General features: G+C 58.7%; 20 protein-coding genes. 9 read left to right on the top strand and 11 right to left on the bottom strand.

The window, feature by feature from the left end; translation table 11 throughout:
- The first annotated feature begins 3 nt into the window (after positions 1-3).
- The gene (locus UR289_RS04475; protein ID WP_320709212.1) at positions 4-1,728 is read left to right on the top strand and encodes a hypothetical protein; all 1,725 of its coding nucleotides are present in this window, start codon (positions 4-6) and stop codon (positions 1,726-1,728) included.
- Between the two features lie 702 nt (positions 1,729-2,430).
- Here UR289_RS04475 and gapA read toward each other — a convergent pair.
- Entirely contained in the window at positions 2,431-3,426 is a 996-nt protein-coding gene (gene gapA, locus UR289_RS04480) for a glyceraldehyde-3-phosphate dehydrogenase (protein ID WP_023311257.1), read from the bottom strand.
- 340 nt (positions 3,427-3,766) lie between these two features.
- Between gapA and msrB the strand changes: the two genes are divergently transcribed.
- Together msrB and UR289_RS04490 are read left to right on the top strand one after the other, a co-directional pair.
- Entirely contained in the window at positions 3,767-4,180 is a 414-nt protein-coding gene (gene msrB / locus UR289_RS04485) for a peptide-methionine (R)-S-oxide reductase MsrB (protein WP_008500710.1), read from the top strand.
- 56 nt (positions 4,181-4,236) lie between these two features.
- Complete coding sequence (locus UR289_RS04490) at positions 4,237-4,500, top strand: YeaC family protein (protein WP_196238666.1); 264 nt, start codon at positions 4,237-4,239, stop codon at positions 4,498-4,500.
- Positions 4,501-4,545: 45 nt separating this feature from the next.
- On the opposite strand, the gene pncA is transcribed toward UR289_RS04490, so the two are convergent.
- The 3 genes from pncA to sppA all read right to left on the bottom strand — a co-directional run bounded on the left by pncA (position 4,546) and on the right by sppA (position 8,133).
- A complete protein-coding gene (gene pncA, locus UR289_RS04495; protein ID WP_320709213.1) occupies positions 4,546-5,187 on the bottom strand; it encodes a bifunctional nicotinamidase/pyrazinamidase in 642 nt (213 codons plus the stop codon).
- Between the two features lie 9 nt (positions 5,188-5,196).
- A complete protein-coding gene (gene ansA, locus UR289_RS04500; RefSeq protein ID WP_008500705.1) occupies positions 5,197-6,213 on the bottom strand; it encodes an asparaginase in 1,017 nt (338 codons plus the stop codon).
- 63 nt (positions 6,214-6,276) lie between these two features.
- Positions 6,277-8,133: a signal peptide peptidase SppA gene (gene sppA, locus UR289_RS04505; RefSeq protein ID WP_039262030.1), complete on the bottom strand. Its 1,857-nt coding sequence runs from the start codon at positions 8,131-8,133 to the stop codon at positions 6,277-6,279.
- A gap of 167 nt (positions 8,134-8,300) precedes the next feature.
- Here sppA and UR289_RS04510 point away from each other — a divergent pair, with 167 nt between their 5' ends.
- The 3 genes from UR289_RS04510 (at position 8,301) to UR289_RS04520 (ending at position 11,923) form a co-directional block, all read left to right on the top strand.
- On the top strand, positions 8,301-8,852 hold the full coding sequence (locus tag UR289_RS04510; RefSeq protein ID WP_167819289.1) for an NAD(P)H nitroreductase: 552 nt from the start codon (positions 8,301-8,303) through the stop codon (positions 8,850-8,852).
- 115 nt (positions 8,853-8,967) lie between these two features.
- Entirely contained in the window at positions 8,968-10,011 is a 1,044-nt protein-coding gene (gene selD / locus UR289_RS04515; protein WP_008500702.1) for a selenide, water dikinase SelD, read from the top strand.
- A 4-nt stretch (positions 10,012-10,015) separates the two neighbouring features.
- Entirely contained in the window at positions 10,016-11,923 is a 1,908-nt protein-coding gene (locus UR289_RS04520) for a DNA topoisomerase III (protein ID WP_320709214.1), read from the top strand.
- 71 nt (positions 11,924-11,994) lie between these two features.
- Here the strand turns inward: UR289_RS04520 and gdhA are convergent, their stop codons facing one another.
- Positions 11,995-13,338, bottom strand: coding sequence for an NADP-specific glutamate dehydrogenase (gene gdhA / locus UR289_RS04525; RefSeq protein WP_048979437.1), 1,344 nt, complete (start codon positions 13,336-13,338; stop codon positions 11,995-11,997).
- Positions 13,339-13,566: 228 nt separating this feature from the next.
- On the opposite strand from gdhA, the gene UR289_RS04530 reads away from it, so the two are divergent.
- The gene (locus UR289_RS04530) at positions 13,567-13,845 is read left to right on the top strand and encodes a DUF1496 domain-containing protein (RefSeq protein WP_029742006.1); all 279 of its coding nucleotides are present in this window, start codon (positions 13,567-13,569) and stop codon (positions 13,843-13,845) included.
- Here the strand turns inward: UR289_RS04530 and UR289_RS04535 are convergent.
- Positions 13,805-14,221 (bottom strand): pyrimidine (deoxy)nucleoside triphosphate diphosphatase, encoded by a 417-nt coding sequence (locus tag UR289_RS04535; protein ID WP_269837052.1) that lies wholly within the window; start codon positions 14,219-14,221, stop codon positions 13,805-13,807. The genes UR289_RS04530 and UR289_RS04535 overlap by 41 nt on opposite strands.
- Before the next feature lie 75 nt (positions 14,222-14,296).
- Here UR289_RS04535 and UR289_RS04540 point away from each other — a divergent pair, with 75 nt between their 5' ends.
- Positions 14,297-14,866 carry a carboxymuconolactone decarboxylase family protein gene (locus tag UR289_RS04540; RefSeq protein WP_045889122.1) on the top strand — a complete coding sequence of 190 codons (570 nt, stop codon included), beginning with the start codon at positions 14,297-14,299 and terminating at the stop codon, positions 14,864-14,866.
- Complete coding sequence (locus tag UR289_RS04545) at positions 14,859-15,476, top strand: CDP-alcohol phosphatidyltransferase family protein (RefSeq protein ID WP_182931831.1); 618 nt, start codon at positions 14,859-14,861, stop codon at positions 15,474-15,476. The genes UR289_RS04540 and UR289_RS04545 overlap by 8 nt, the downstream gene beginning before the upstream one ends.
- Here the strand turns inward: UR289_RS04545 and UR289_RS04550 are convergent.
- The 5 genes from UR289_RS04550 to UR289_RS04570 all read right to left on the bottom strand — a co-directional run bounded on the left by UR289_RS04550 (position 15,473) and on the right by UR289_RS04570 (position 20,835).
- Positions 15,473-16,780: a sulfurtransferase gene (locus tag UR289_RS04550; RefSeq protein WP_087822396.1), complete on the bottom strand. Its 1,308-nt coding sequence runs from the start codon at positions 16,778-16,780 to the stop codon at positions 15,473-15,475. The genes UR289_RS04545 and UR289_RS04550 overlap by 4 nt on opposite strands.
- Positions 16,781-16,853: 73 nt before the next feature.
- Positions 16,854-17,474 (bottom strand): ATP-binding cassette domain-containing protein, encoded by a 621-nt coding sequence (locus UR289_RS04555; RefSeq protein ID WP_320709217.1) that lies wholly within the window; start codon positions 17,472-17,474, stop codon positions 16,854-16,856.
- The gene (locus UR289_RS04560) at positions 17,474-19,003 is read right to left on the bottom strand and encodes a thiamine ABC transporter permease (protein WP_320709219.1); all 1,530 of its coding nucleotides are present in this window, start codon (positions 19,001-19,003) and stop codon (positions 17,474-17,476) included. The genes UR289_RS04555 and UR289_RS04560 overlap by 1 nt, the downstream gene beginning before the upstream one ends.
- Complete coding sequence (locus tag UR289_RS04565; RefSeq protein ID WP_414146679.1) at positions 18,976-20,136, bottom strand: ABC transporter substrate-binding protein; 1,161 nt, start codon at positions 20,134-20,136, stop codon at positions 18,976-18,978. The genes UR289_RS04560 and UR289_RS04565 overlap by 28 nt, the downstream gene beginning before the upstream one ends.
- Positions 20,137-20,151: 15 nt before the next feature.
- Positions 20,152-20,835, bottom strand: a complete 684-nt coding sequence (locus UR289_RS04570; protein WP_320709221.1) for a TVP38/TMEM64 family protein — start codon at positions 20,833-20,835, stop codon at positions 20,152-20,154.
- Positions 20,836-20,840: the final 5 nt, after the last annotated feature.

Consider the following 20,840-nt stretch of genomic DNA (forward strand, 5'->3'; position numbering starts at 1 on the left):
AACATGAAACCAATTAAACGCCTTTTCCTGTCCAGTGACCCGGTCCACATGGTGGACTGTAATATCGTGCTTGAGCAAAACGCCTGCGGGCGTGGATTCATCACGGCCAGCACTGAAATGGATTACACCGGCAAATTGGTTCGGGTCGATGTGGGTTATGACGGGCTGGTCCTGCGCTGGTTCACCGGCTATGTTGAGCGGTCGCAGCCTGCTGATAATGGCGCCTGCCGGTTGTTCGTGCGTGAGCTTGTCGGAGTGTTCGATAAGCTGTGGCCGTGTTCGTTCCAGCACCCAACGTTACGCCAGATCACTGACTGGTTAACGGAGCAAAGCGGGCCAACCGTCGCACCGCCTGCCGGTGCGGCTTATGCGGATAAACCTATCCCGCACTTTACCCACAGCGGAACCGGCTATCAGCTATTAGCCAGCCTGGGGCGGGCTTTCTCAATCAAAGATTATGTCTGGTATCAGTTGCCGGACGGAGCCGTCTTTACCGGCGCAGCAGAGCATAGCCTTTTTGCCGGTAAGCCAGTGGAGATCCCACACGAATTTAGCCAGGCATCCGCAGCCGGTAATTCAATGGTTGTACCGATGATCCAAAGCCTGCGCCCCGGAGTTGAGGTCAACGGCCAGCGCTTAAGCCAGGTTCAGCTTAACAACGACGATATGACAATCACCTGGTTGCCACGCAATAAGGCAACCGGCAAGCCACTGCAAAAATCACCGATTCAGCGCCAGATAGAAAGCGCCTACCCGGAACTGGCTTCCGGGCTGCATTTGCCAAAACTCGCCAGGGTTGAAGCGCCAAGCGAAGATGTTTCCGGGGGTAACATCGCGGACCCATTCCGCCCCCGTTACGCTGTGGATCTGCAACTGCTGGATGAAGACGGCAACGCGGCGGCCAACACGCCGGTTTATTCCGCCGTGCCGCTGCCGGTTCCAATGGCAGGTAGTGAATCGGGCATGTTTCAGTTTCCGCCGCCTGGCACGCTGGTTGAGATTGGTTTCGTGGAAGGCCGACAGGATAAACCGTTTATTCGTCAGACCATGCCTCAGGGGCATAACCTGCCAGCGGTTAAGCCTGGCGAACAGTTACAGCAACAGCGCGATGGTGTATCACAGCGCGTTACCGTTGCCGGTGACTGGGTGCGCCAGACCGACCAGACGATAAGCGAAACATCAATGACGCGGGAAGTGACCGCAGATGATGAAAAGCGAAAGCTGGTTGCCCGTGAAACAACAGTCCAGGCCACGGATAAAACAACCGTGCTGGGAACGGCCACACTTCTGGCCGGTGCGGTTATGCATGTAAGCGAGGGAGATTACAGCGTCGGCACGTCTGGCAACCTGACGGTGACTTGCAGCAAGGACAATTCTGTCAGTGTGGGCCAGAACGTAAAACGCGATATCGGCGGCAAGCTGGAAGACAACATCCAGGGTAATGCCGACGTCACTATCGGCGGAGCGCTTAACGAGAAAATCGCAGGCATTAAAAAAAGCGTTGCCGCAGCGCAGGAGTTGATCGGGGCTTCCGTTAAGCTGGGCAGCGAGGAAACCAACGTCCTGACGTTGCTGACCGACACTCTGGACGTTGTCCGCGAACTGGCGCAGATATGTGCGACCCATACGCACCCCAACACGGGAGCCAGCGGGCAGGCATCACAGTTCACCGGAACCGCAGAAAAAACAACCGCTTTGAAAGAAAAATACAGCCCCATTATTGCCTGACAAAACGCAGGCGAAAACCATCACGTCACCAGACGCCACAGAACGCCCCACAGCAAGCGCAGAAACATAAGGCCGACACCGTTCGGCCTTTTTTGCGTTCGTTTAACCACGCCTCGGAGACAAAGCGACAGAACGCAGACGGAAGCGGATCCGAGACGGAAACGGCGCTACACCGCACCCGCCTGCGGTATTTGGATCATAAAAATTTTGCAAAAAAATTTTTGCGCAAAGCATCTCGCCAGCCCGCGCCGCCGCTGGGCTTCTGCGGTCTGCTGGCGCTTGCACACCGCGCAAGGATTTGCAGAGTTTTGCAAAATTTGCCGACCAGTCAGCACCTAACCGATTGGTTAACATGATGTTTTTAAAAGGATCGTTTTACTTTCCGTCACGATCAAATGTGAGCGGCGGTTGCTGGGTGTTTTTAATCGGTAACGAGGCAAAGCCATACACGGCGGGGGCTGGCAGTTTGCTAAAGTATCACTGGACTTTGCAAAAATTTGCTTAACTCAGAAAAAAGGTCTGTATAGGTTGTGCTGTCAAATTATGGGTTATGAGTGGTAAGAAAGGAGGAGGGCGGTTGTAAAATTAATATACGTGGACACTATGTGGGCCATGAAAATAATAAATTCATTCTATACAGTTAGTTGTGTAAATAAAAAAGGCGACCGAAGTCGCCTTTTTGGATCAAACACTCATCTCAACTTATTTGGAGATGTGAGCGATCAGGTCCAGTACTTTGTTAGAGTAGCCAGTTTCGTTGTCGTACCAGGAAACCAGTTTCACGAAGTTGTCGTTCAGTGCGATACCTGCTTTAGCATCGAATACTGAAGTGCAGATTTCGCCGTTGAAATCGGTAGATACAACGTCGTCTTCGGTGTAGCCCAGAACGCCTTTCATTGCGCCTTCGGAAGCAGCTTTGATCGCTTTCTTAATTTCTTCATAAGAAGCAGCTTTTTCCAGACGAACGGTCAGGTCAACAACGGATACGTTAGGAGTTGGAACGCGGAACGCCATACCAGTCAGTTTGCCATTCAGTTCTGGCAGTACTTTACCTACAGCTTTAGCAGCACCGGTAGAGGATGGGATGATGTTCTGAGCCGCGCCACGGCCGCCGCGCCAGTCTTTGTGAGACGGGCCATCAACGGTTTTCTGAGTAGCGGTAGTCGCGTGAACGGTAGTCATCAGACCTTCGATGATGCCGAAGTTGTCGTTGATAACTTTAGCCAGCGGTGCCAGGCAGTTGGTGGTGCAGGATGCGTTAGACACGATATCCTGGCCAGCGTAAGTTTCGAAGTTTGCACCACGAACGAACATTGGGGTGTTGTCTTTGGAAGGACCAGTCAGAACAACTTTCTTCGCACCCGCGGTGATGTGTTTACGCGCAGTTTCGTCGGTCAGGAAGATACCGGTTGCTTCAGCAACAACGTCAACACCGATTTCGTTCCATTTCAGGTTAGCTGGGTCTTTTTCAGCAGTAACGCGGATGGTTTTGCCATTAACAACCAGGTGGCCGTCTTTCACTTCAACGGTGCCGTCGAAACGACCGTGAGTTGAGTCGTACTTCAGCATGTACGCCATGTATTCAGCGTCCAGGAGATCGTTGATACCAACGATTTCGATGTCAGAACGTTTCTGAGCAGCACGGAAAACAATACGGCCGATACGGCCAAAACCGTTGATACCTACTTTGATAGTCATATATTCCACCAGCTATTTGTTAGTGAATAAAAGGTTGCCTGTAAAATTACAAAAACCTTACGCAGCGTCAAGCGGAATCGTGTCAATCATTGCGACAAATCAATCCTGTGACTAACGTTTGTGCGACTGACTCGCCTCACTTTCCCTTTGAGCTTGCACCCATATGGGGGCTGAGCCGGGATTTTAAAGTCCTCGCAGGATAAAAATGTGAACGTGATCACAATTGCCTGACCGCTTATTCGCGACACATAAGTTTAGATCAAAAGTGCACGCAAGGGTGTTAATGTTTTGTTAGAATCCGGGTTGAAAGATGTCTGTTTCTACAGCGAGATGTAAGCATATGTCGAACCAACGTAACCCTGACGATTTGAAAAAAAACCTCACAGAAATGCAGTTTTACGTGACGCAGAATCACGGAACGGAACCGCCGTTCACCGGGCGTTTACTGCACAACAAGCGAGACGGCGTCTACCACTGCCTGGTCTGCGATGCGCCTCTGTTCAATTCACAAACGAAATTTGATTCTGGCTGCGGCTGGCCGAGTTTCTACGAGCCGGTGAGCGATGAGGCCATCCGCTACCTGACCGACTCGTCGCACGGCATGGTGCGTACGGAAATTCGCTGCGGCAACTGCGATGCGCACCTTGGGCACGTCTTCCCGGATGGCCCCCAGCCTACGGGCGAGCGTTTCTGCGTAAATTCAGCCTCAATGAGCTTCACCGATGATGAAAACGGTGACCAGATTAAGGGTTGAAAAAACGATTCAGCAAATTATTCCTTTGAAAGGGCGCGAGAGTGAATATTGATGACATGATTAGCGGCATGACGCCAGAGATTTATCAGCGTCTGGTGACCGCCGTAGAACTGGGAAAATGGCCCGACGGCGTTGCGCTGACGCCGGAGCAAAAAGAGAACAGTCTTCAGCTGGTGATGCTGTGGCAGGCGCGCAATAACACCGACGCGCAGCACATGACGATCGACACCAAAGGCCAGATGGTCATGAAGAGCAAGCGCGAGCTGAAAGAAGACTTTGGCATCACGCCGAAGCCGATTGCGACGATGAAAATGCAATAACGGTGCAGGTTGATACCCTCTCCCACAGGGAGAGGGCGTAAGAGACTACGCCTGCGTTTCCAGCCAGTCTTCGAGCGTATACAGCGTTGCGCCTTCCGCAGCCATATCCATAAACGCCTGAGCGCTGTCCTGCGGGTTAATGTTTACCCCGCGGCAGCCGTCGGTGATGACGCTGACGGTATACCCCAACTGGAGCGCGTCCAGCACGGTAAACTTCACGCAGTAATCCGTCGCCAGGCCCAGCACGATCAGCTCCGTGATTTCATGGTGGCGTAACCACGCGTCCAGCGCCGTTTTCTGGCGATGCCCGTTATCAAAAAACGCGCTATAGCTGTCGATAGCCGGGTTTTCACCTTTATGGAACACCGCGTCGATGGCTTTCTGGTTCAGGAGCGGATGCAGCTCCGCGCCTTCCGTCTGCTGCACGCAGTGATCCGGCCAGAAGGTTTGCGCCAGCCCGTCGAGTTCTCCCTGAGTGAAAGGCTCGACGTCGTGCTGGCTGGCAAAGCTGCCGTGGTTCGCCGGGTGCCAGTCCTGGCTTGCGACAACCGCTTCGCCGCGGGCTTTGCACCAGTCAATCAGCGTGTTTGCCACGTCAACGGTACTGTCACCTTCGGCGACGGCCAGCGCACCGCCCGCGCAGAAATCATTTTGCAAATCGACCAGTAGCAGGGCGCGTTGCTTCATGAGCACTCCTTATTCGTCCGGGGTCAGCTCGCCGCGCAGGTTTTGCATCATCGCGCTGCGAATGGACTGAATGTCCAGATCCTGACTCAGTAAATAGTGAAGTTTAGTCAGCGTTGCCTCAACGGTCATATCGAAGCCGCTGATAACTCCCGCATGCGCCAGCGCGTTGCCGGTGGCATAGCCGCCCATGTTGACCTTTCCGGACATACACTGGGTCAGGTTCACGACCACAATTCCGCGCTCGCTGGCTTCCTGTAGCTCTTTCAGGAATTCGCCGTTCTGCGGCGCGTTGCCGACGCCATAGGAGCGCAGAATCAGCGCTTTCACCGGCTGGCGCAGGAAGTTACGCACCACGTCGGCAGAGATACCCGGGTAGATAGTGACCACGCCAATCGGCTGCGGAGTGATCGGATGCACGATCAGCTCGCCGGCGGTGTTCGGCGCAGGCGGCGTGCCCAGACGACGGATATGAATCCCGGCCTCCAGCAGCGGCTGCAGGTTAGGGGAGGCGAAGGCGTCAAAACCGTCAGCATGGGCTTTGGTGGTACGGTTGCCGCGATACAGACGGTTATTGAAGAACAGCGACACTTCGTTGATCGGGTAATTCGCCGCCACGTACAGGGAGTTCAGCAGGTTGATCTGCCCGTCCGAGCGCAGCTCCGCCAGCGGGATTTGCGACCCGGTGACGATAACCGGCTTGCTCAGGTTCTCCAGCATGAAGGAGAGCGCCGAGGCGGTAAACGCCATGGTGTCGGTGCCGTGCAGGATCACAAAGCCGTCGTACTGGTCGTAATGGGCTTTAATGTCATCCGCGATATGCTGCCAGTCTTCCGGCGTCATGTCGGAGGAGTCCATCAGCGGCTCGTATTCGTGGATGGTGAAGTCAGGCATCTCCGGACGGTGGAATTCTGGCATCAGCGCAAGCTGACGCTGAAGGTGGCCGGAGACAGGGATATAGCCGTTTTCAGAGCGCTGCATACCGATGGTACCGCCAGTGTAGGCTACATAAATCGATTTCTTCTGCATGGTAGTGAGTTCTTGTTCTTCAAAAGAAAAAAATCCCCTCTTCGCGGGAAGAGGGGACGGTTTTTAACGGACGTTAGCGCAGGTCAGGCAAAACGCGTAACGACTCTGTGGATCGTTAAAGGCCGCAAGCTTGTCGCTTTCCGCCTTCATCGCTTTCGCTGCCGTGGCGACCGGCGCAGGCAGGTAAGCCTGCATCGCCTCCGGCAGCATGGCGCGTACCGAGCCGGACATGCTGTCCATGACCATATCGAAGAACGACGGCTCGTCCTGGTAATACTCGATATGCCACTGCTTGAGCTTCGCCAGCTCGGCGGCTTTTTTCACCGCGTCATCGAAGTCGCCCAGGCTGTCCACCAGACCGTTGCTCTTCGCATCCTGGCCGGTCCAGACGTGTCCCTGTGCGATCTGGTCGATCTGCTCAGGCGTCTTTTTACGCGAGTCCGCCACCAGGGTGATAAAGCGCTTATAGCCGTTCTCAATGCTGAGCTGCATCATCTCAGAGACTTCCGGCGGCAGGGATTTGGTCACCGACACATCCGCCAGCGGAGAGGTGGCCACGCCATCGGTATGCACGCCAAGAGAATCCAGGCTGTTTTCCACGGTGTTGATCACCCCGAAGATGCCAATCGAACCGGTCAGCGTGCTTGGGTTGGCCACGATGTAGTTGGCTGGCGTTGAGATCCAGTAACCCCCGGAGGCGGCCATTCCGCCCATTGATACAACCACCGGCTTGCCGGCGGCACGCGCCGCGGCAAGTTCAGCGCGGATCACCTCGGAGGCGCTGACGCTGCCGCCAGGGCTGTTCACCCGCAGGACAATCGCTTTAACTTTCGGATCCAGACGAGCATCGCGGATTTGTGACGCGGTAGTATCGCCGCCCACGTTCCCCGGCGTCTCCTGGCCGTCCATGATGGCGCCGTTGGCAAACACCACCGCGACGCTGTCACCGCTGTCATCCGGCTTTTTTGCCGAGTAATCATACATGCTGATGGCGCTGTAATTTTTGTCCTCTTTGCTCCAGCCAAACTGCTTGCTCAGGGATTTTTCAATCTCGGCGCTGGTGCCCAGGGCATCAACCAGTTTGTTATCCAGCGCATATTTCGCGGTATCACCGTCAACCTTACGCAGGCCATCCAGCACGCCCTGCGCGCCGGGGAACGCCTGCTCAGGCGTAATCTGGCGGTTAGCGGCAACGGTGCCGAGATAGTTCTGCCACAGCTCGCCAATCCAGCGGCTGTCCGCTTCGCGGGCGGCAGGGGACATATCGTCGCGGATAAACGGCTCGACGGCGGATTTGTACGTGCCGACGCGGAAGACGTGGGTGGTGACCTTCAGCTTGTCGAGCAGGGATTTGTAGTACAGGCCGTTGGTGGCAAAACCGTGCAGATCCACCGTCCCCTGCGGTGAGAGCCAGATTTTATTGGCGAAGCTCGCCAGATAATATTGCCCCTGGCTGTAGCTGTCGCCCACGGCAATCACCGGCTTGCCGCTGTCGCGGAATTCGCGCAGCGCTTTACCGATGTACTGCATTGAAGGCTGATCGCCTCCGGCAAAATCTTTCAGATCCAGCACGATCCCGGTGATGTTCCGGTCGTCTTTGGCCTGGCGGATGGTATCGACGATATCGAACAGGGAGTTTTCCTGCAGACGGTCTGATGTCGCGCCAAACAGCTGGCGGCTGATTGCCCCCAGACGGTTGCTGGCGGACGGTTTATCAACGATAACGCCGGTGATATCGAGTAACAGGGCCCCGCGAGTCGAATGCTGCGCCTGATTCGCGTTGCTGATATGCATCCAGATGCCCGCGCAAACCAGAACCAGCAGGATGAAGAAGATGTTCATCACCAGGTTGCGGACGAAGTTGAGCAGTCGCCACGTCCATTTAAAGAAACCGGCAATGATTCGCCAAAGGGTTCGCATGTATTCTCCCTAACCAGAAAATGACTGTTTCCGTCGCCACTGGACGGTAATGTTGGGTTATCGTAATGACCCAACCGCCACTTGTCAGCAGGAATCGCCTGCCAGGCTGTAACAAAATCTGCCGTCGTGTTAATTTTGTGAGTAAATTTCAAGAAAGGAGTTAACCAATGGACGCACTCGAACTGCTTGTTAACCGCCGTAGCGCTTCCCGTCTGGCCGAACCTGCCCCGGCAGGCGAGCAGCTGGAGAACATTCTGCGTGCCGGCATGCGTGCCCCCGATCACGGCACGCTGCAGCCGTGGCACTTCTTTGTGATTGAAGGCGAAGGCCGCGATCGTTTCAGTCAGCTGCTGGAGCAGGGCGCGGTTGCCGCCGGTCAGGATGAGAAAGGGATCGACAAGGCGCGCAATGCCCCGTTCCGGGCCCCGTTGATTATCGCCGTCGTGGCGAAATGCCAGGCCGGCCATAAGGTGCCGGTCTGGGAGCAGGAAATGTCCGCAGGCTGTGCGGTGATGGCGATGCAAATGGCCGCCGTCGCGCAGGGCTTTAACGGTATCTGGCGTACCGGTGCGCTGACCGAAAGCCCGGCGGTCCGTGACGGTTTTGGCTGCGGTGAGCATGACAAAATTGTCGGCTTCCTCTATCTCGGCACCCCGCAGCTTAAAGCCTCCAGCACCATCAGCATTCCGGACACCACGCCTTTCGTCAGCCATTTCTGATAACGCACCTAAACTGTCTGGATTCTGAGCATCTGCCGCAGAATTCAGACAGTCATACTTACCTCTTTATGGAATGAGCGCTACCATAGCGCGATTGAGATGACAGGAGACGTCCATGAGCGAGCAAACCATTCGTTTAACGCAGTACAGCCACGGAGCCGGTTGCGGTTGTAAAATTTCCCCGAAAGTGCTGGAGACCATCCTGCACAGTGAACAGGCGAAGTTTGTCGACCCGAACCTGCTTGTCGGCAATGAAACGCGTGACGATGCTGCAGTTTATGACTTAGGTAACGGCACCAGCATTATCAGTACTACCGACTTCTTTATGCCGATTGTCGATAACCCGTTCGACTTCGGGCGCATTGCGGCCACCAACGCCATCAGCGATATCTTCGCGATGGGCGGTAAGCCGATCATGGCGATTGCCATTCTGGGCTGGCCGATCAACACCATCCCGCCGGAAGTGGCCCGTGAGGTGATTGATGGCGGACGTTTTGCCTGCCAGCAGGCAGGGATTGCCCTGGCCGGCGGTCACTCTATTGATGCGCCGGAGCCTATCTTTGGCCTGGCCGTTACCGGCGTAGTGCCGACCGAACGCGTGAAGCGCAACAGCACCGCGCAGGCGGGCTGCAAACTGTTCCTCACCAAGCCGCTGGGCATTGGCGTGCTGACCACCGCCGAGAAAAAATCCCTGCTGAAACCGGAGCACAAAGGCCTGGCAACGGAAGTCATGTGCCAGATGAACCTCGCCGGTGCGGCGTTTGCCAATATCGACGGCGTGAAGGCGATGACCGACGTCACCGGTTTTGGTCTGCTGGGACATCTCTCTGAAGTGTGTCAGGGCGCGGGCGTGCAGGCGCAGGTCTGGTATCAGGACGTGCCGAAGCTGCCGGGCGTGGAGGAGTATATTGCTCAGGGCGCGGTCCCGGGCGGTACCCAGCGCAACTTCGCCAGCTACGGTCACCTGATGGGCGAAATGCCTGAGGAGTGGCGCAACCTGCTGTGCGATCCGCAAACCTCCGGCGGCCTGCTGCTGGCGGTCACACCGGAATCCGAAGCCGAGGTTCAGGCCACTGCCGCCGAGTTCGGCATCACCCTGACGGCGATCGGCGAGCTGGTGACCGCGCGCGGCGGTCGTCCGATGATTGAGATCCGTTAATTCGATGCGGTTGTTTATTGCCGAAAAGCCGAGCCTGGCCCGTGCCATCGCCGACGTGCTGCCTAAGCCGCATCGCAAGGGCGACGGCTTTATCGAATGCGGTAACGGGCAGGTGGTCACCTGGTGTATTGGTCACCTGCTTGAGCAGGCGCAGCCGGACGTTTACGACAGCCGCTACGCCCGCTGGAACCTGAACGATCTGCCCATCGTGCCGGAAAAATGGCGCCTGCAGCCCCGTCCCTCCGTCACCAAACAGCTCAACGTGATTAAGCGCTTCCTGCATGACGCCGCTGAAATTGTGCACGCGGGTGACCCGGACAGGGAAGGACAGCTGCTGGTGGATGAGGTGCTGGACTATCTTGAGCTGGCGCCGGAAAAGCGCCAGCAGGTGCAGCGCTGCCTGATTAACGACCTCAACCCGCAGGCCGTCGAGCGGGCGATTTCGCGCCTGCGCGCCAACAGCGAGTTTATTCCGCTGTGCGTTTCCGCGCTGGCGCGTGCGCGTGCCGACTGGCTGTACGGCATCAACATGACCCGCGCCTACACCATTCTTGGGCGCAACGCGGGCTATCAGGGCGTGCTTTCCGTGGGGCGCGTGCAGACGCCGGTGCTGGGGCTGGTCGTGCGTCGTGACGAAGAGATTGAGAACTTCGTCGCCAAAGATTTCTTTGAGGTGAAAGCGCATATCGTCACGCCTAAGGACGAACGCTTTACCGCCGTCTGGCAGCCGAGCGATGCCTGTGAATCGTATCAGGATGAAGAGGGGCGTCTGCTCCATCGTCCTCTGGCGGATCACGTGGTTAACCGCATTACCGGGCAGCCGGCTATCGTCACCAGCTATAACGATAAACGGGAATCAGAACCCGCGCCGCTGCCGTTCTCGCTTTCTGCACTTCAGATTGAGGCGGCCAAAAAGTTTGGCTTGAGCGCGCAGAACGTGCTGGACATCTGCCAGAAGCTCTACGAAACCCATAAGCTCATCACCTATCCGCGTTCGGACAGTCGCTATCTGCCGGAAGAGCACTTTGCCGGACGACATTCGGTGATGAACGCCATCAGCGTCCACGCGCCGGATCTGCTCCCGCAGCCGGCGGTAAACCCGGACACCCATAACCGCTGCTGGGACGACAAAAAAGTCGATGCCCACCACGCGATTATCCCGACGGCGCGCGCCAGCAACGTCAACCTGACCGAGAACGAAGCGAAGGTCTATAACCTGATCGCCCGTCAGTACCTGATGCAGTTCTGCCCGGACGCGGTATTCCGTAAGTGCGTGATTGAGCTTGAGATTGCCAAAGGCAAGTTTATCGCCAAAGCGCGTTTCCTCGCGGAAGCAGGCTGGCGCACGCTGCTGGGGAATAAAGAGCGCGACGAAGAAAACGACGGCACGCCGCTGCCGGTGGTCGCCAAAGATGACGAACTGCTGTGCGAGAAGGGCGAAGTGGTTGAACGTCAGACCCAGCCCCCGCGCCATTTCACCGATGCGACGCTGCTGTCGGCGATGACCGGGATCGCCCGGTTTGTGCAGGATAAAGATCTGAAGAAGATCCTGCGCGCCACCGACGGTCTGGGGACGGAAGCGACGCGATCGGGGATCATCGAGCTGCTCTTTAAGCGCGGCTTCCTGGAGAAAAAGGGACGCTACATCCACTCAACGGAACCGGGCCGGGCGCTGATTCATTCTCTGCCGGAGCTGGCCGCGAGGCCGGACATGACCGCGCACTGGGAATCGGTGCTGACGCAGATCAGCGAGAAGCAGTGCCGCTATCAGGACTTTATGCAGCCGCTGGTCGGGACGCTTTATCAGCTGATCGATCAGGCGCGCAGCACGCCGGTGAAAATGTTCAGAGGGATGGTTGCGCCCGGTGGCGGCGCGAAGAAACCGTTTAAAAAGAAAAAGAGCGCGGCCTGATACGCCCGGTTTTCTCCCTCTCCCTGCGGGAGAGGGCCGGGGTGAGGGCACCCGGCCGCACGCGATAAACCTTAAATCACACCCTGCCCAATCATCGCATCCGCCACCTTCACGAACCCGGCGATATTCGCCCCGCGCACGTAGTTGGTTTGCGACGCCTCGCCGCCGTACTCCACGCAGGCATGGTGAATATCCAGCATGATGTGGTGCAGGCGCGCATCCACTTTCTCCGCCTTCCAGCCGAGACGCGCGGCGTTTTGCGCCATCTCGAGGCCGGAGGTCGCCACGCCGCCCGCGTTAGCGGCCTTGCCCGGCGCAAACAGCACGCCCGCTTCCAGGAACAGGTCCGTCGCGTCGATGGTGGTCGGCATATTCGCCCCTTCGGCCACCGCTTTTACGCCGTTGCTAATCAGGGTACGCGCGGCGTCTGCATCCAGCTCGTTCTGCGTTGCGCACGGCAGGGCGATATCCACCGGCACGCCCCACGGCTGTTTCCCTTCCAGGTAGGTCAGGCCAAGCTCCCGGGCATAATCCGCCACGCGACCGTCGCGGCTGGCTTTGATTTCACACAGGCGCGCCAGCTTCTCTGCCGTGAAGCCCGCTTCATCCACCACCGTGCCGCTGGAGTCAGAGGCGGTCACCACGCGAGCGCCAAACTGCATCGCTTTCTCAATCGCATACTGCGCCACGTTACCGGAGCCGGACACCGCGACGCGCATGCCTTCAAAGCCTAAACCGTGACGCTTGAGCATCGCCTCGGTGAAGTAAACCAGGCCGTACCCGGTCGCTTCCGGGCGGATCAGGCTGCCGCCAAACGACAGACCCTTGCCGGTAAAGACGCAGGCGCTGTTGTTGGAGAGCTTTTTCATCATCCCGGCCATAAAGCCCACTTCACGTCCGCCCACGCCGATATCACCGGCAGGAACGTCGGTATCCGGGCCGAGGTGACGGTAGAGTTCGGTCATCAGCGCCTGGCAGAAGCGCATGACTTCGCCTTCGCTTTTGCCTTTCGGGTCGAAATCGCTGCCGCCTTTCCCGCCGCCCATCGGTAGCGTGGTGAGGGCGTTTTTAAAGGTCTGCTCGAAGCCGAGGAATTTCAGAATCGACAGGTTCACGGACGGATGAAAACGCATGCCGCCCTTAAACGGGCCAATCGCCGAGTTAAACTGAACGCGCCACGCCCGGTTAACCTGTACCTGGTTGCGATCGTCAACCCACGTCACGCGGAACTGGATCACGCGCTCTGGCTCGACCAGGCGTTCAAGCAGAGACATCTGGCGATAACGCGGGTTTTGTTCAAGGAAGGGCCACAGGGTGGTCATAACTTCACGCACGGCCTGCGCGAACTCGCTTTGGTGCGGGTCGCGCTGCTGAACATGGGCAAGGAAACTTTCCAGAGAGCGTGTCTGATCCATAGATATAAGAACCTCTTATCGTATTTTATGTGTATTACTTATGCGATTTGTGTTGTTTTTTTGACTATACCACCCGTACCGCTTTGTGAGGCAAGCAGAAATTTATGACGAAAGGGAAATTAATGAGAGGGCGGGCGTCATAACTAAAAGCGATGAAGAGATAAATTAAAGGTTCGGCTCTGGTTTACCGTTATAGTCATTATCAAGGAACTACTGGAAGATGTGTCTATGAAACGTTATCTACTCACCGCGTTATGTCTGATCTTTACCGCAGGCGTGCAGGCCAACCCCATTCTCCCGGACGTGGAAGTGAATGTGCCGCCGGAAGTGTTTAGCTCCAGCGGCCAGAATCAAACGGTGCAGCCCTGTAATCAGTGCTGTATCTATCAGAATCAGAACTACTCGGAAGGGGCCGTTGTGAAAGCGGACGGCATTCTGCTGCAGTGCCAGCGCGACGAGCGCGCCATCAGCACGAACCCGCTGGTCTGGCGTCGCGTAAAACAATAAAGGCTTCCAGCAGCGGAATATCCGCCGGGGCTAAGTCGTAGCCAAACGCCTCTTCCGGCGTACACCATGCGAGCGCGCTGTGGTAGTGCGCCGTGAGCTCGCCGCGAAAAGCAGGAACGTGCCAGGCATGCAGGTTAATTAACCGCTGGGAGACTTCCCGCTGGTGGCTTGCCACGTATTGCCCCGGCAGGGCGTCAATGCCCAACTCTTCACGCAGCTCGCGGATAAGCGCTTCTGGCTGGGTTTCTCCGGCCTCGACTTTACCGCCTGCAAATTCCCACATTCCCGGCTGGTCGGCGTGGGCAGGGCGCTGCGCCAGTAAAATGTTGCCGTCTTTTTCGATGATGGCGGCAACGACATCGAGTGTTTTCAGCATGGTCGTCAATAATTGATAGCGAAAAAAGACATATTATCGTGCCCTTTCTCAGAGTCCAGTAAACAGGAGAATCAGGTGAAAGAGTCCACCGCCTGGGTTGCCCCCCTCGAATCCCTTCCCGCCAGCCTAAAACCGATAGCCGCCATGCAGAAAAAACATTTTGGCGCGGTGCTGAATCCCACCCGCTGGTGGGGGCGCATGCCGCGTCTGTTCTGGCTGGTGGCGCTGTTTGTCGGCTTTCTGGAGCGCCGTCACGCGCGCCTGACGCCCGCGCTGCGTTCGCTGCTCATGACGCGGGTATCCCAGCTCTGTCACTGCGCTTTCTGTATTGATGCCAACAGCCTGCGTCTGGCCGAGCGCTGCGGCGCGCTGGATAAGGTTCAGGCCGTGAGCGACTGGCAGGATTCCGCCTTGTTTACCGAGCAAGAGCGCGCGGCGCTGGCCTACGCCGAGGCGATGACCGCCACGCCGCCCCGGGCGGATGAGGCAGTCAGAACGGCGCTGAAGCGCCACTTCACGGATGATGCCATCACCGAGATGACGGCGCTGATTGCGTTTCAGAATCTCTCCGCCCGCTTTAATGCCGCGCTGGATATTCCGGCGCAGGGGCTGTGCGCCACGTTTAACGAGACTCCTCATGCTTGACCGTCATCTTCATCCGCGGGTAAAGCCCGTTCTGAATCGTCTGGTTTCCGTGCTGGATAAGCCGGGCATCACGCCCGACGGATTGACCCTGACCGGGTTTGTCTTCGGCGTGCTGGCGCTGCCGTTTCTGGCCCTCGGCTGGTATCCGGCGGCGCTGGCCGCCATCGTGCTTAACCGCCTGCTGGATGGTCTGGACGGCGCGCTGGCGCGCCGGAGAGGGCTGACCGATGCGGGGGGATTTCTCGACATCGCGCTCGATTTTCTGTTCTACGCCCTGGTGCCGTTTGGCTTTGCACTTGCGGCTCCGGCAGAGAATGCGCTCGCGGCCGCCTGGCTGCTGTTTGCGTTTATCGGTACCGGCAGCAGCTTTCTGGCGTTTGCGGCGCTGGCCGCAAAGCACGACATCGACAACCCCGGCTATGCGCACAAGTCGTTTTATTACATCGGTGGGTTAACGGAAGGGACGGAGACCATCGCGCTGTTCGTGCTGTGCTGCCTCTTCCCGGCGCACTTTGCGCTGTTCGCGTGGGTATTCGGCGCGCTGTGCTGGCTGACCACCACAACGCGCGTCTGGAGCGGTTATGTAACGCTGAAGTCACTCACCCGTTAGAGAGTACTCTCGGGCCCGCGCTCTCCGGTGGTGACCGGGTTCTGCGGGTGACTGCTCCATTCGTACCAGCCGCCGTCATAGACGGCGACATTCTTCCAGCCCATCGCCCGGGCGTACATAAAGGTTTCTGACGCCCGCCACCCGGTGCCGCAGTAAAACGCGACGTGCTGCTCCGGCAGAATATTCCAGCGCTTCCACTGGGCGGCGATATCGTCCGCGCTGCGCATGGTGCCATCCGGGTTATGGAAATCTTCCATATGGGTCGCGTCGCTGCCCGCATGACCCCAGCGGGCACCGGCTATTTCACCTTTTGGCTTGATGTAGCTGTAGCCGCTGGTTTCGCCGATGAACTCCGGCCACGAACGAATGCTGACCAGGGAGGCATCCTGACGGTGCAGCATCCCCCGCGCCTGTTCCATATCAACCATCAGCTGCGGCTGGCCGGGGATCGGCGCGCCGAAATCGGGTGCTGGCGTCACTTTGCCGGGCGTGCCGCGTTCAACCGGGAGGCCTGCATCCGACCACGCCTTCCAGCCGCCGTCGAGAATGCGCACATCCTTCACGCCTGCATACAGCATTATCTGCGCCACGCGCGCGGCGGCGTAAACGTCACGGCCATACAAAATAACGGTGGTGTCGTGACGGATACCGTGCTTCGCCAGCATCGCTTTCAGCTTGTCGTCGGAGACTTTATTCCACAGCGGCTCGCTCTCCACCTCGTTGGTGTCGATGTAGCCCGCGCCGGGAATGTGGTTCAGCAGGTAAAACTTCGGTGCGCCCCAGGCGGCTTCAATCACTTTCCAGTCACCCGCCGGCGCGGCGGTCACGGGTTTACCCTGCTGGAGGCGGTGGATCCACTGCGGGTAAACCAGCTGTTCAAAGTGGGGCAGGCGCTGAAGGCGGTCGGGCGTCTGCAGCGCGTCGCTGAGCAGCGAGACCTGGCGGTATCCGGCTTTCTCCAGGCGGGACTTCACCGCCAGGTTATCGTTCTCGTCGCCGTACAGGGCGATGGCGGTTGCAGGCGTAAGCTGATGCTGTTTTGCCCAGCTCGCAATCTGCTCGTCGCTCATTGCGCCCAGCCAGGCGGCAGCCAGGTTGAGTGCGGCGGGTTCATGTCCTGAGGGGCCGCTGAGGGTTTGCGGCCAGCCGTTATAGAACGCGCTGGGGCGGGTGTCGACAGGCGTGCCGTGCTGCGCCTGAAGCTGGGAGAGCGTCATCGCGTTGGGCATATCAGCCGCCAGAGAGGAAAAGGACGCGAGGCCGCAGAGCAGGGCCAGCGCGGTCAGTTGAGAAACACGTTTCATCGAATAACCTGACGTCAGTAAAAGAGGGGGGCATTGTCGTCTCTCCCGAAACGGAAAACATTGCGTTAGCACATTATTGCCAGCGAGAAATCTCAATCAGCTCGCCGCCGGGCGGAATATCGTCCTCATCGTGCGTGATCAGCACCACCGGGATATTGCGCGCGCGGACGGCGTCAAAAACCCATTCCCGAAACGCTATGCGCAGCGTTTTATCGAGACGACTGAACGGTTCGTCCAGCAGCAGCGCCTGCGGCTCTGCGAGCAGGGCGCGCAGCAGGCTGACCCGGGCACGCTCCCCGCCGGAAAGGGTGGCCGGATCGCTGGCGTAATGACCGCTCAGCCCGGCGGAATCCAGCGCCTGCTCGACCGCTTCCCGACGCGCTCTCCCTACGATGCGCTCAGGCAAGGCCAGCAGCAAATTTTGCCCGACGCTGAACGGTTCAAACAGCAGCGCGTCCTGAAAGAGAATGCCCAGCCCGCGGGATTCGACGGGAAGGCCGTCGCAGCGACGCGCGTCGAGCCACAGTTCGCCCCGCGCCTGGAAATCGTCTGACAGCGCGCCGACCATCCACGCAAAAAGGGTCGATTTGCCGCTGCCGGACGGCCCCATCAGGGTAACGATCTCCCCGCGAGGAACGCAAAAATTGACCTCGCGGAAAAGCGGTTCGATGGTGAGATCTTTTACCTTCAGCATTAACGTAATCCTTGACGGTAGCGGCCCGCGAGTCGGGATAACAGGGCGGCAAGACCGAACACCGTGCCCGTGACCAGCAGTAATCCCAGCGCCCGGTTAGCGAGAACAGGGATGCTGCCCCCGCTGCTGAGCGCGACGGTTTCAGTGGTCAGCGTGGCGAAACGCCCCGCGCCAAGCCAGAGCGTCGGCATGTATTGCGCCATGCTGACGGAAAAACCAATGGCAAAGGCCAGCAGCGCCGGGCGCACCAGCAGGGGGCATTTCAGCAGTAAGAATATTTTTGCCCGTCGCCAGCCGAGCGTTCTGGCGGTAAGGATAAGCCGGGGATCGATTCGCCGCCAGGCGGGCTGCAGAACCAGCAGCATCCAGGGTAATACCCACAGCAGATGGCTCCAGAGCACGGCGGCATAGTGCCCGTCGAGTCCCAGACGCAATGCAATAAAGTATTGCCCGGTGACGAGCGGCAGCGCAGGAAGGGCGAGCGGTGACCACACCCACGCTGCGCCGCGCTGCGGTCCCCATTCCAGCCAGAGAAAAATGACGATGAGGGCGATCAGGCTCGACAGCAGGCCGAAGGAAAGGCTGGTCTCCACGGGGCCAACGTCGCCCCCTTGCGCCTGCATCAGCAGTACCGCGGTGCACAGGATGCCGCACGCGGGCAGTAACCCGCTGAATGCCCGCTCAGGCAGGACGAGTGGAGAACGGGGGCGCTTCCCCGCGAGATTCGGGATCGTGCGACGCCATGCTTTCCAGAGGCCGTACCCGAGGGCGGCCAGCGCGGCCAGCAGTACAAGGAGAAGCAGGCACAGCAGCATTCCTTTTGCCTGCTGCTGCGCGTCGCCCTGGCTTAGCCACTGAAAGGCCAGCACGGCCAGGGTGGGCGGGTTGCCGGGCCCGAGAACGATCGCCACGTCCACGACCGAGAGCGACCATGCCAGCACCGCCAGCATCACCGCGCCGAGGACAGGCGCGATCGCCGGGAGGATCAGCCAGCTGAGCGTCTGATAACGCCCGTAGCCAAAGGTTTGCAGGACGATCTTCTGCTGCGCGAGCCGTTTTTCCGGCAGCACGGCGTAAATGGCCCACAGTACGAACGCGCTCTCTTTGACCGCGAGCGTCAGGCCCAGCCCGACGCCGTAGCGGTCAAACGGAGCCGTACAGACGGTACAGAGCTGATAAAACAGACCGCCCTCGGCAAACAGCAGCAACGCGCTGGTGGCAAAGGCCACATGGGGGATAGCCAACAGCCAGGGCAGGCGGGTCGTGAGGCGTCGCCAGCGTTGACCGGGCCACAAAAGGCAGACGAAGAAAAGGGCAATCAGCAACGCCCCCAGCGTGGCGATGAGCGTTGAGACCAGCGTGGCGACGGTCGCCTGCGGCAGCTGCGGATCGTTCAGCAGCCGCTGCCAGTTTGTCGCAGAAAGCGCCGGTGCGAAAAGCATCACGCCGGCGGGCAGGATCGGCAGATAAATCACCGCCATCGCCAGCCAGACAAGCCCGCTCAGCGGGTGCCGTAACGACGCAGCCATTCCTGCTCCAGCGCGTTCACCCAGGCGGACTGCGGCTCTGCAAGCACCTGCGGCAGCCCCTGAGGCGTATGGGCCAGCAGCTGTTTCGCTTCCTCTTCGGGCAGCGCTTTCGCATCCAGGACGCTCGGGTCTCCCCAGATGGCCGGGTCGGCCTTGCGGATTTGCGCCTGCGGTGACAGCAGGAAATTAGCGACCACCTTTGCACCCGCGCTCGCGCTGGCATTGGCCGGGATAGCCACAAAATGGACGTTGCCGAGCATCCCGCTCTCGAAACCAAAGCTGTAGCTGTCGGCGGGCAGTTCGCCGCTCGCCACTTTCTGCTGCGCATGGGCGGGGTTAAAGGTCAGCGACAGGTTCAGACTGCCGCTGGCAAGCAGGGTATCCATTCGGGCAGGTGAGGGAGGGAAATCTTTTCCTTCGCGCCACAGCAGAGGGTGCAGCTTATCGAGGTAGGACCAGAGCGGCGCCGTAACCTGAGCAAACGTTGCATCGGGCGCTTTTTGTAACGCCTCAGGGCGATCGGTGAACGTCAGCAGCAGCTGCTCAAGAAAGGCCGTGCCGGTAAAATCGGGCGGGCGAGGATAGCTGACCTTGCCCGGATGCTGCTGCGCGTACGCCAGCAGCGCCTGGGGATCCACCGGCGGCGTCGGCATGCTGGCTTTGCGGGCGATAAAGGTCAGCTGCGCGCCGCCCCACGGGGATTCCGCCCCGTCGGTTGGAATCGCAAAATCTTCCGTGACGGGTTTGCGGGTATCGACATAGCGCCAGTCTGGCAACGTCTGCGCCCATCCGGTTTGCAGCAGGTTCGCCTCTTTTAACGTGCGGAAGTTTTCGCCGTTGACCCACAGCAGGTCAACCGAGCCGTTGGCCTTACGTCCTGCGGCGGCTTCCGTCTGGATCCGTTTTACCGCATCGGCGGCGTCCGCCAGCGGGACAATTTTTAGGGTAATGGCGTAGTGCGTTTGCATCTCACCGCTGACCCACTCAAGGTAGCGGTTGACCGCCGGATCGCCGCCCCAGGCGTTAAACCAGACGGTCTGGCCTTTGGCCTGCTGTTGAATATCGTACCAGCTTTCGGCGGCACAGAGGGGGGCTGCCAGCAGCAGACCGGTCAGGAACGCGCAAAAACGCACACGGCGCATAATGCCTCACTTTTTAACAGACGGGAGATAACGGGAAAACAGCCGGCGAGTCGCCAGCGGCAATAACCCCAGTAGTGTAAAGGCGATTAGCATGCCCGGCGACACAATATCGCGCAGCGACGCCACTTTCCCCAGCTCGCGCCCGGCGTTCAGAAAGACCACCGTCGCGGGCAGCATGGCGACCTGGCTGACCCACCAGTAGCGATATACGCCAATGCGGGTCAGCCCCATCAGCAAATTCACCAGGAAAAACGGGAACAGCGGCATCAGGCGCAGCGCAAAAAGATAGCCCGCGCCGTCATGCGCCATACCGGCGTTCACCGTTTTCATCTGCTGAGCAAACCGCCGCTGGATCCCGTCGCGCAGCAGATAACGGCTGGCGAGCATCGCAAGCGTGGCCCCGAGCGTGGAGGCAAACGAGACCAGCACGGTGCCTTCCCACAGGGGAAATAACGCCCCGCCCAGCAGGGTGAGGATCGCCGCGCCGGGGATCGACAGGGCGGAGACCGCCACATAGAGCGCAAAAAAGATCAGCGCGCTTCGCAGCGGCGCGTGGTTAACATGGGAGAGGAGTGCCTGCTGGTGGGTTTTAATTCCTTCCAGGGAGAGCGTGCCTGGAGGAAGCATGACAAACGTCAGAATAAATGCGCCCAGAAGGGCGCAAAGGAAAAGTGTTTTTCGAATGTTCACGCGTC

It is taken from the genome of Enterobacter sp. 302C9 (assembly GCF_034106085.1).
Lineage (GTDB): Bacteria > Pseudomonadota > Gammaproteobacteria > Enterobacterales > Enterobacteriaceae > Enterobacter > Enterobacter asburiae_B.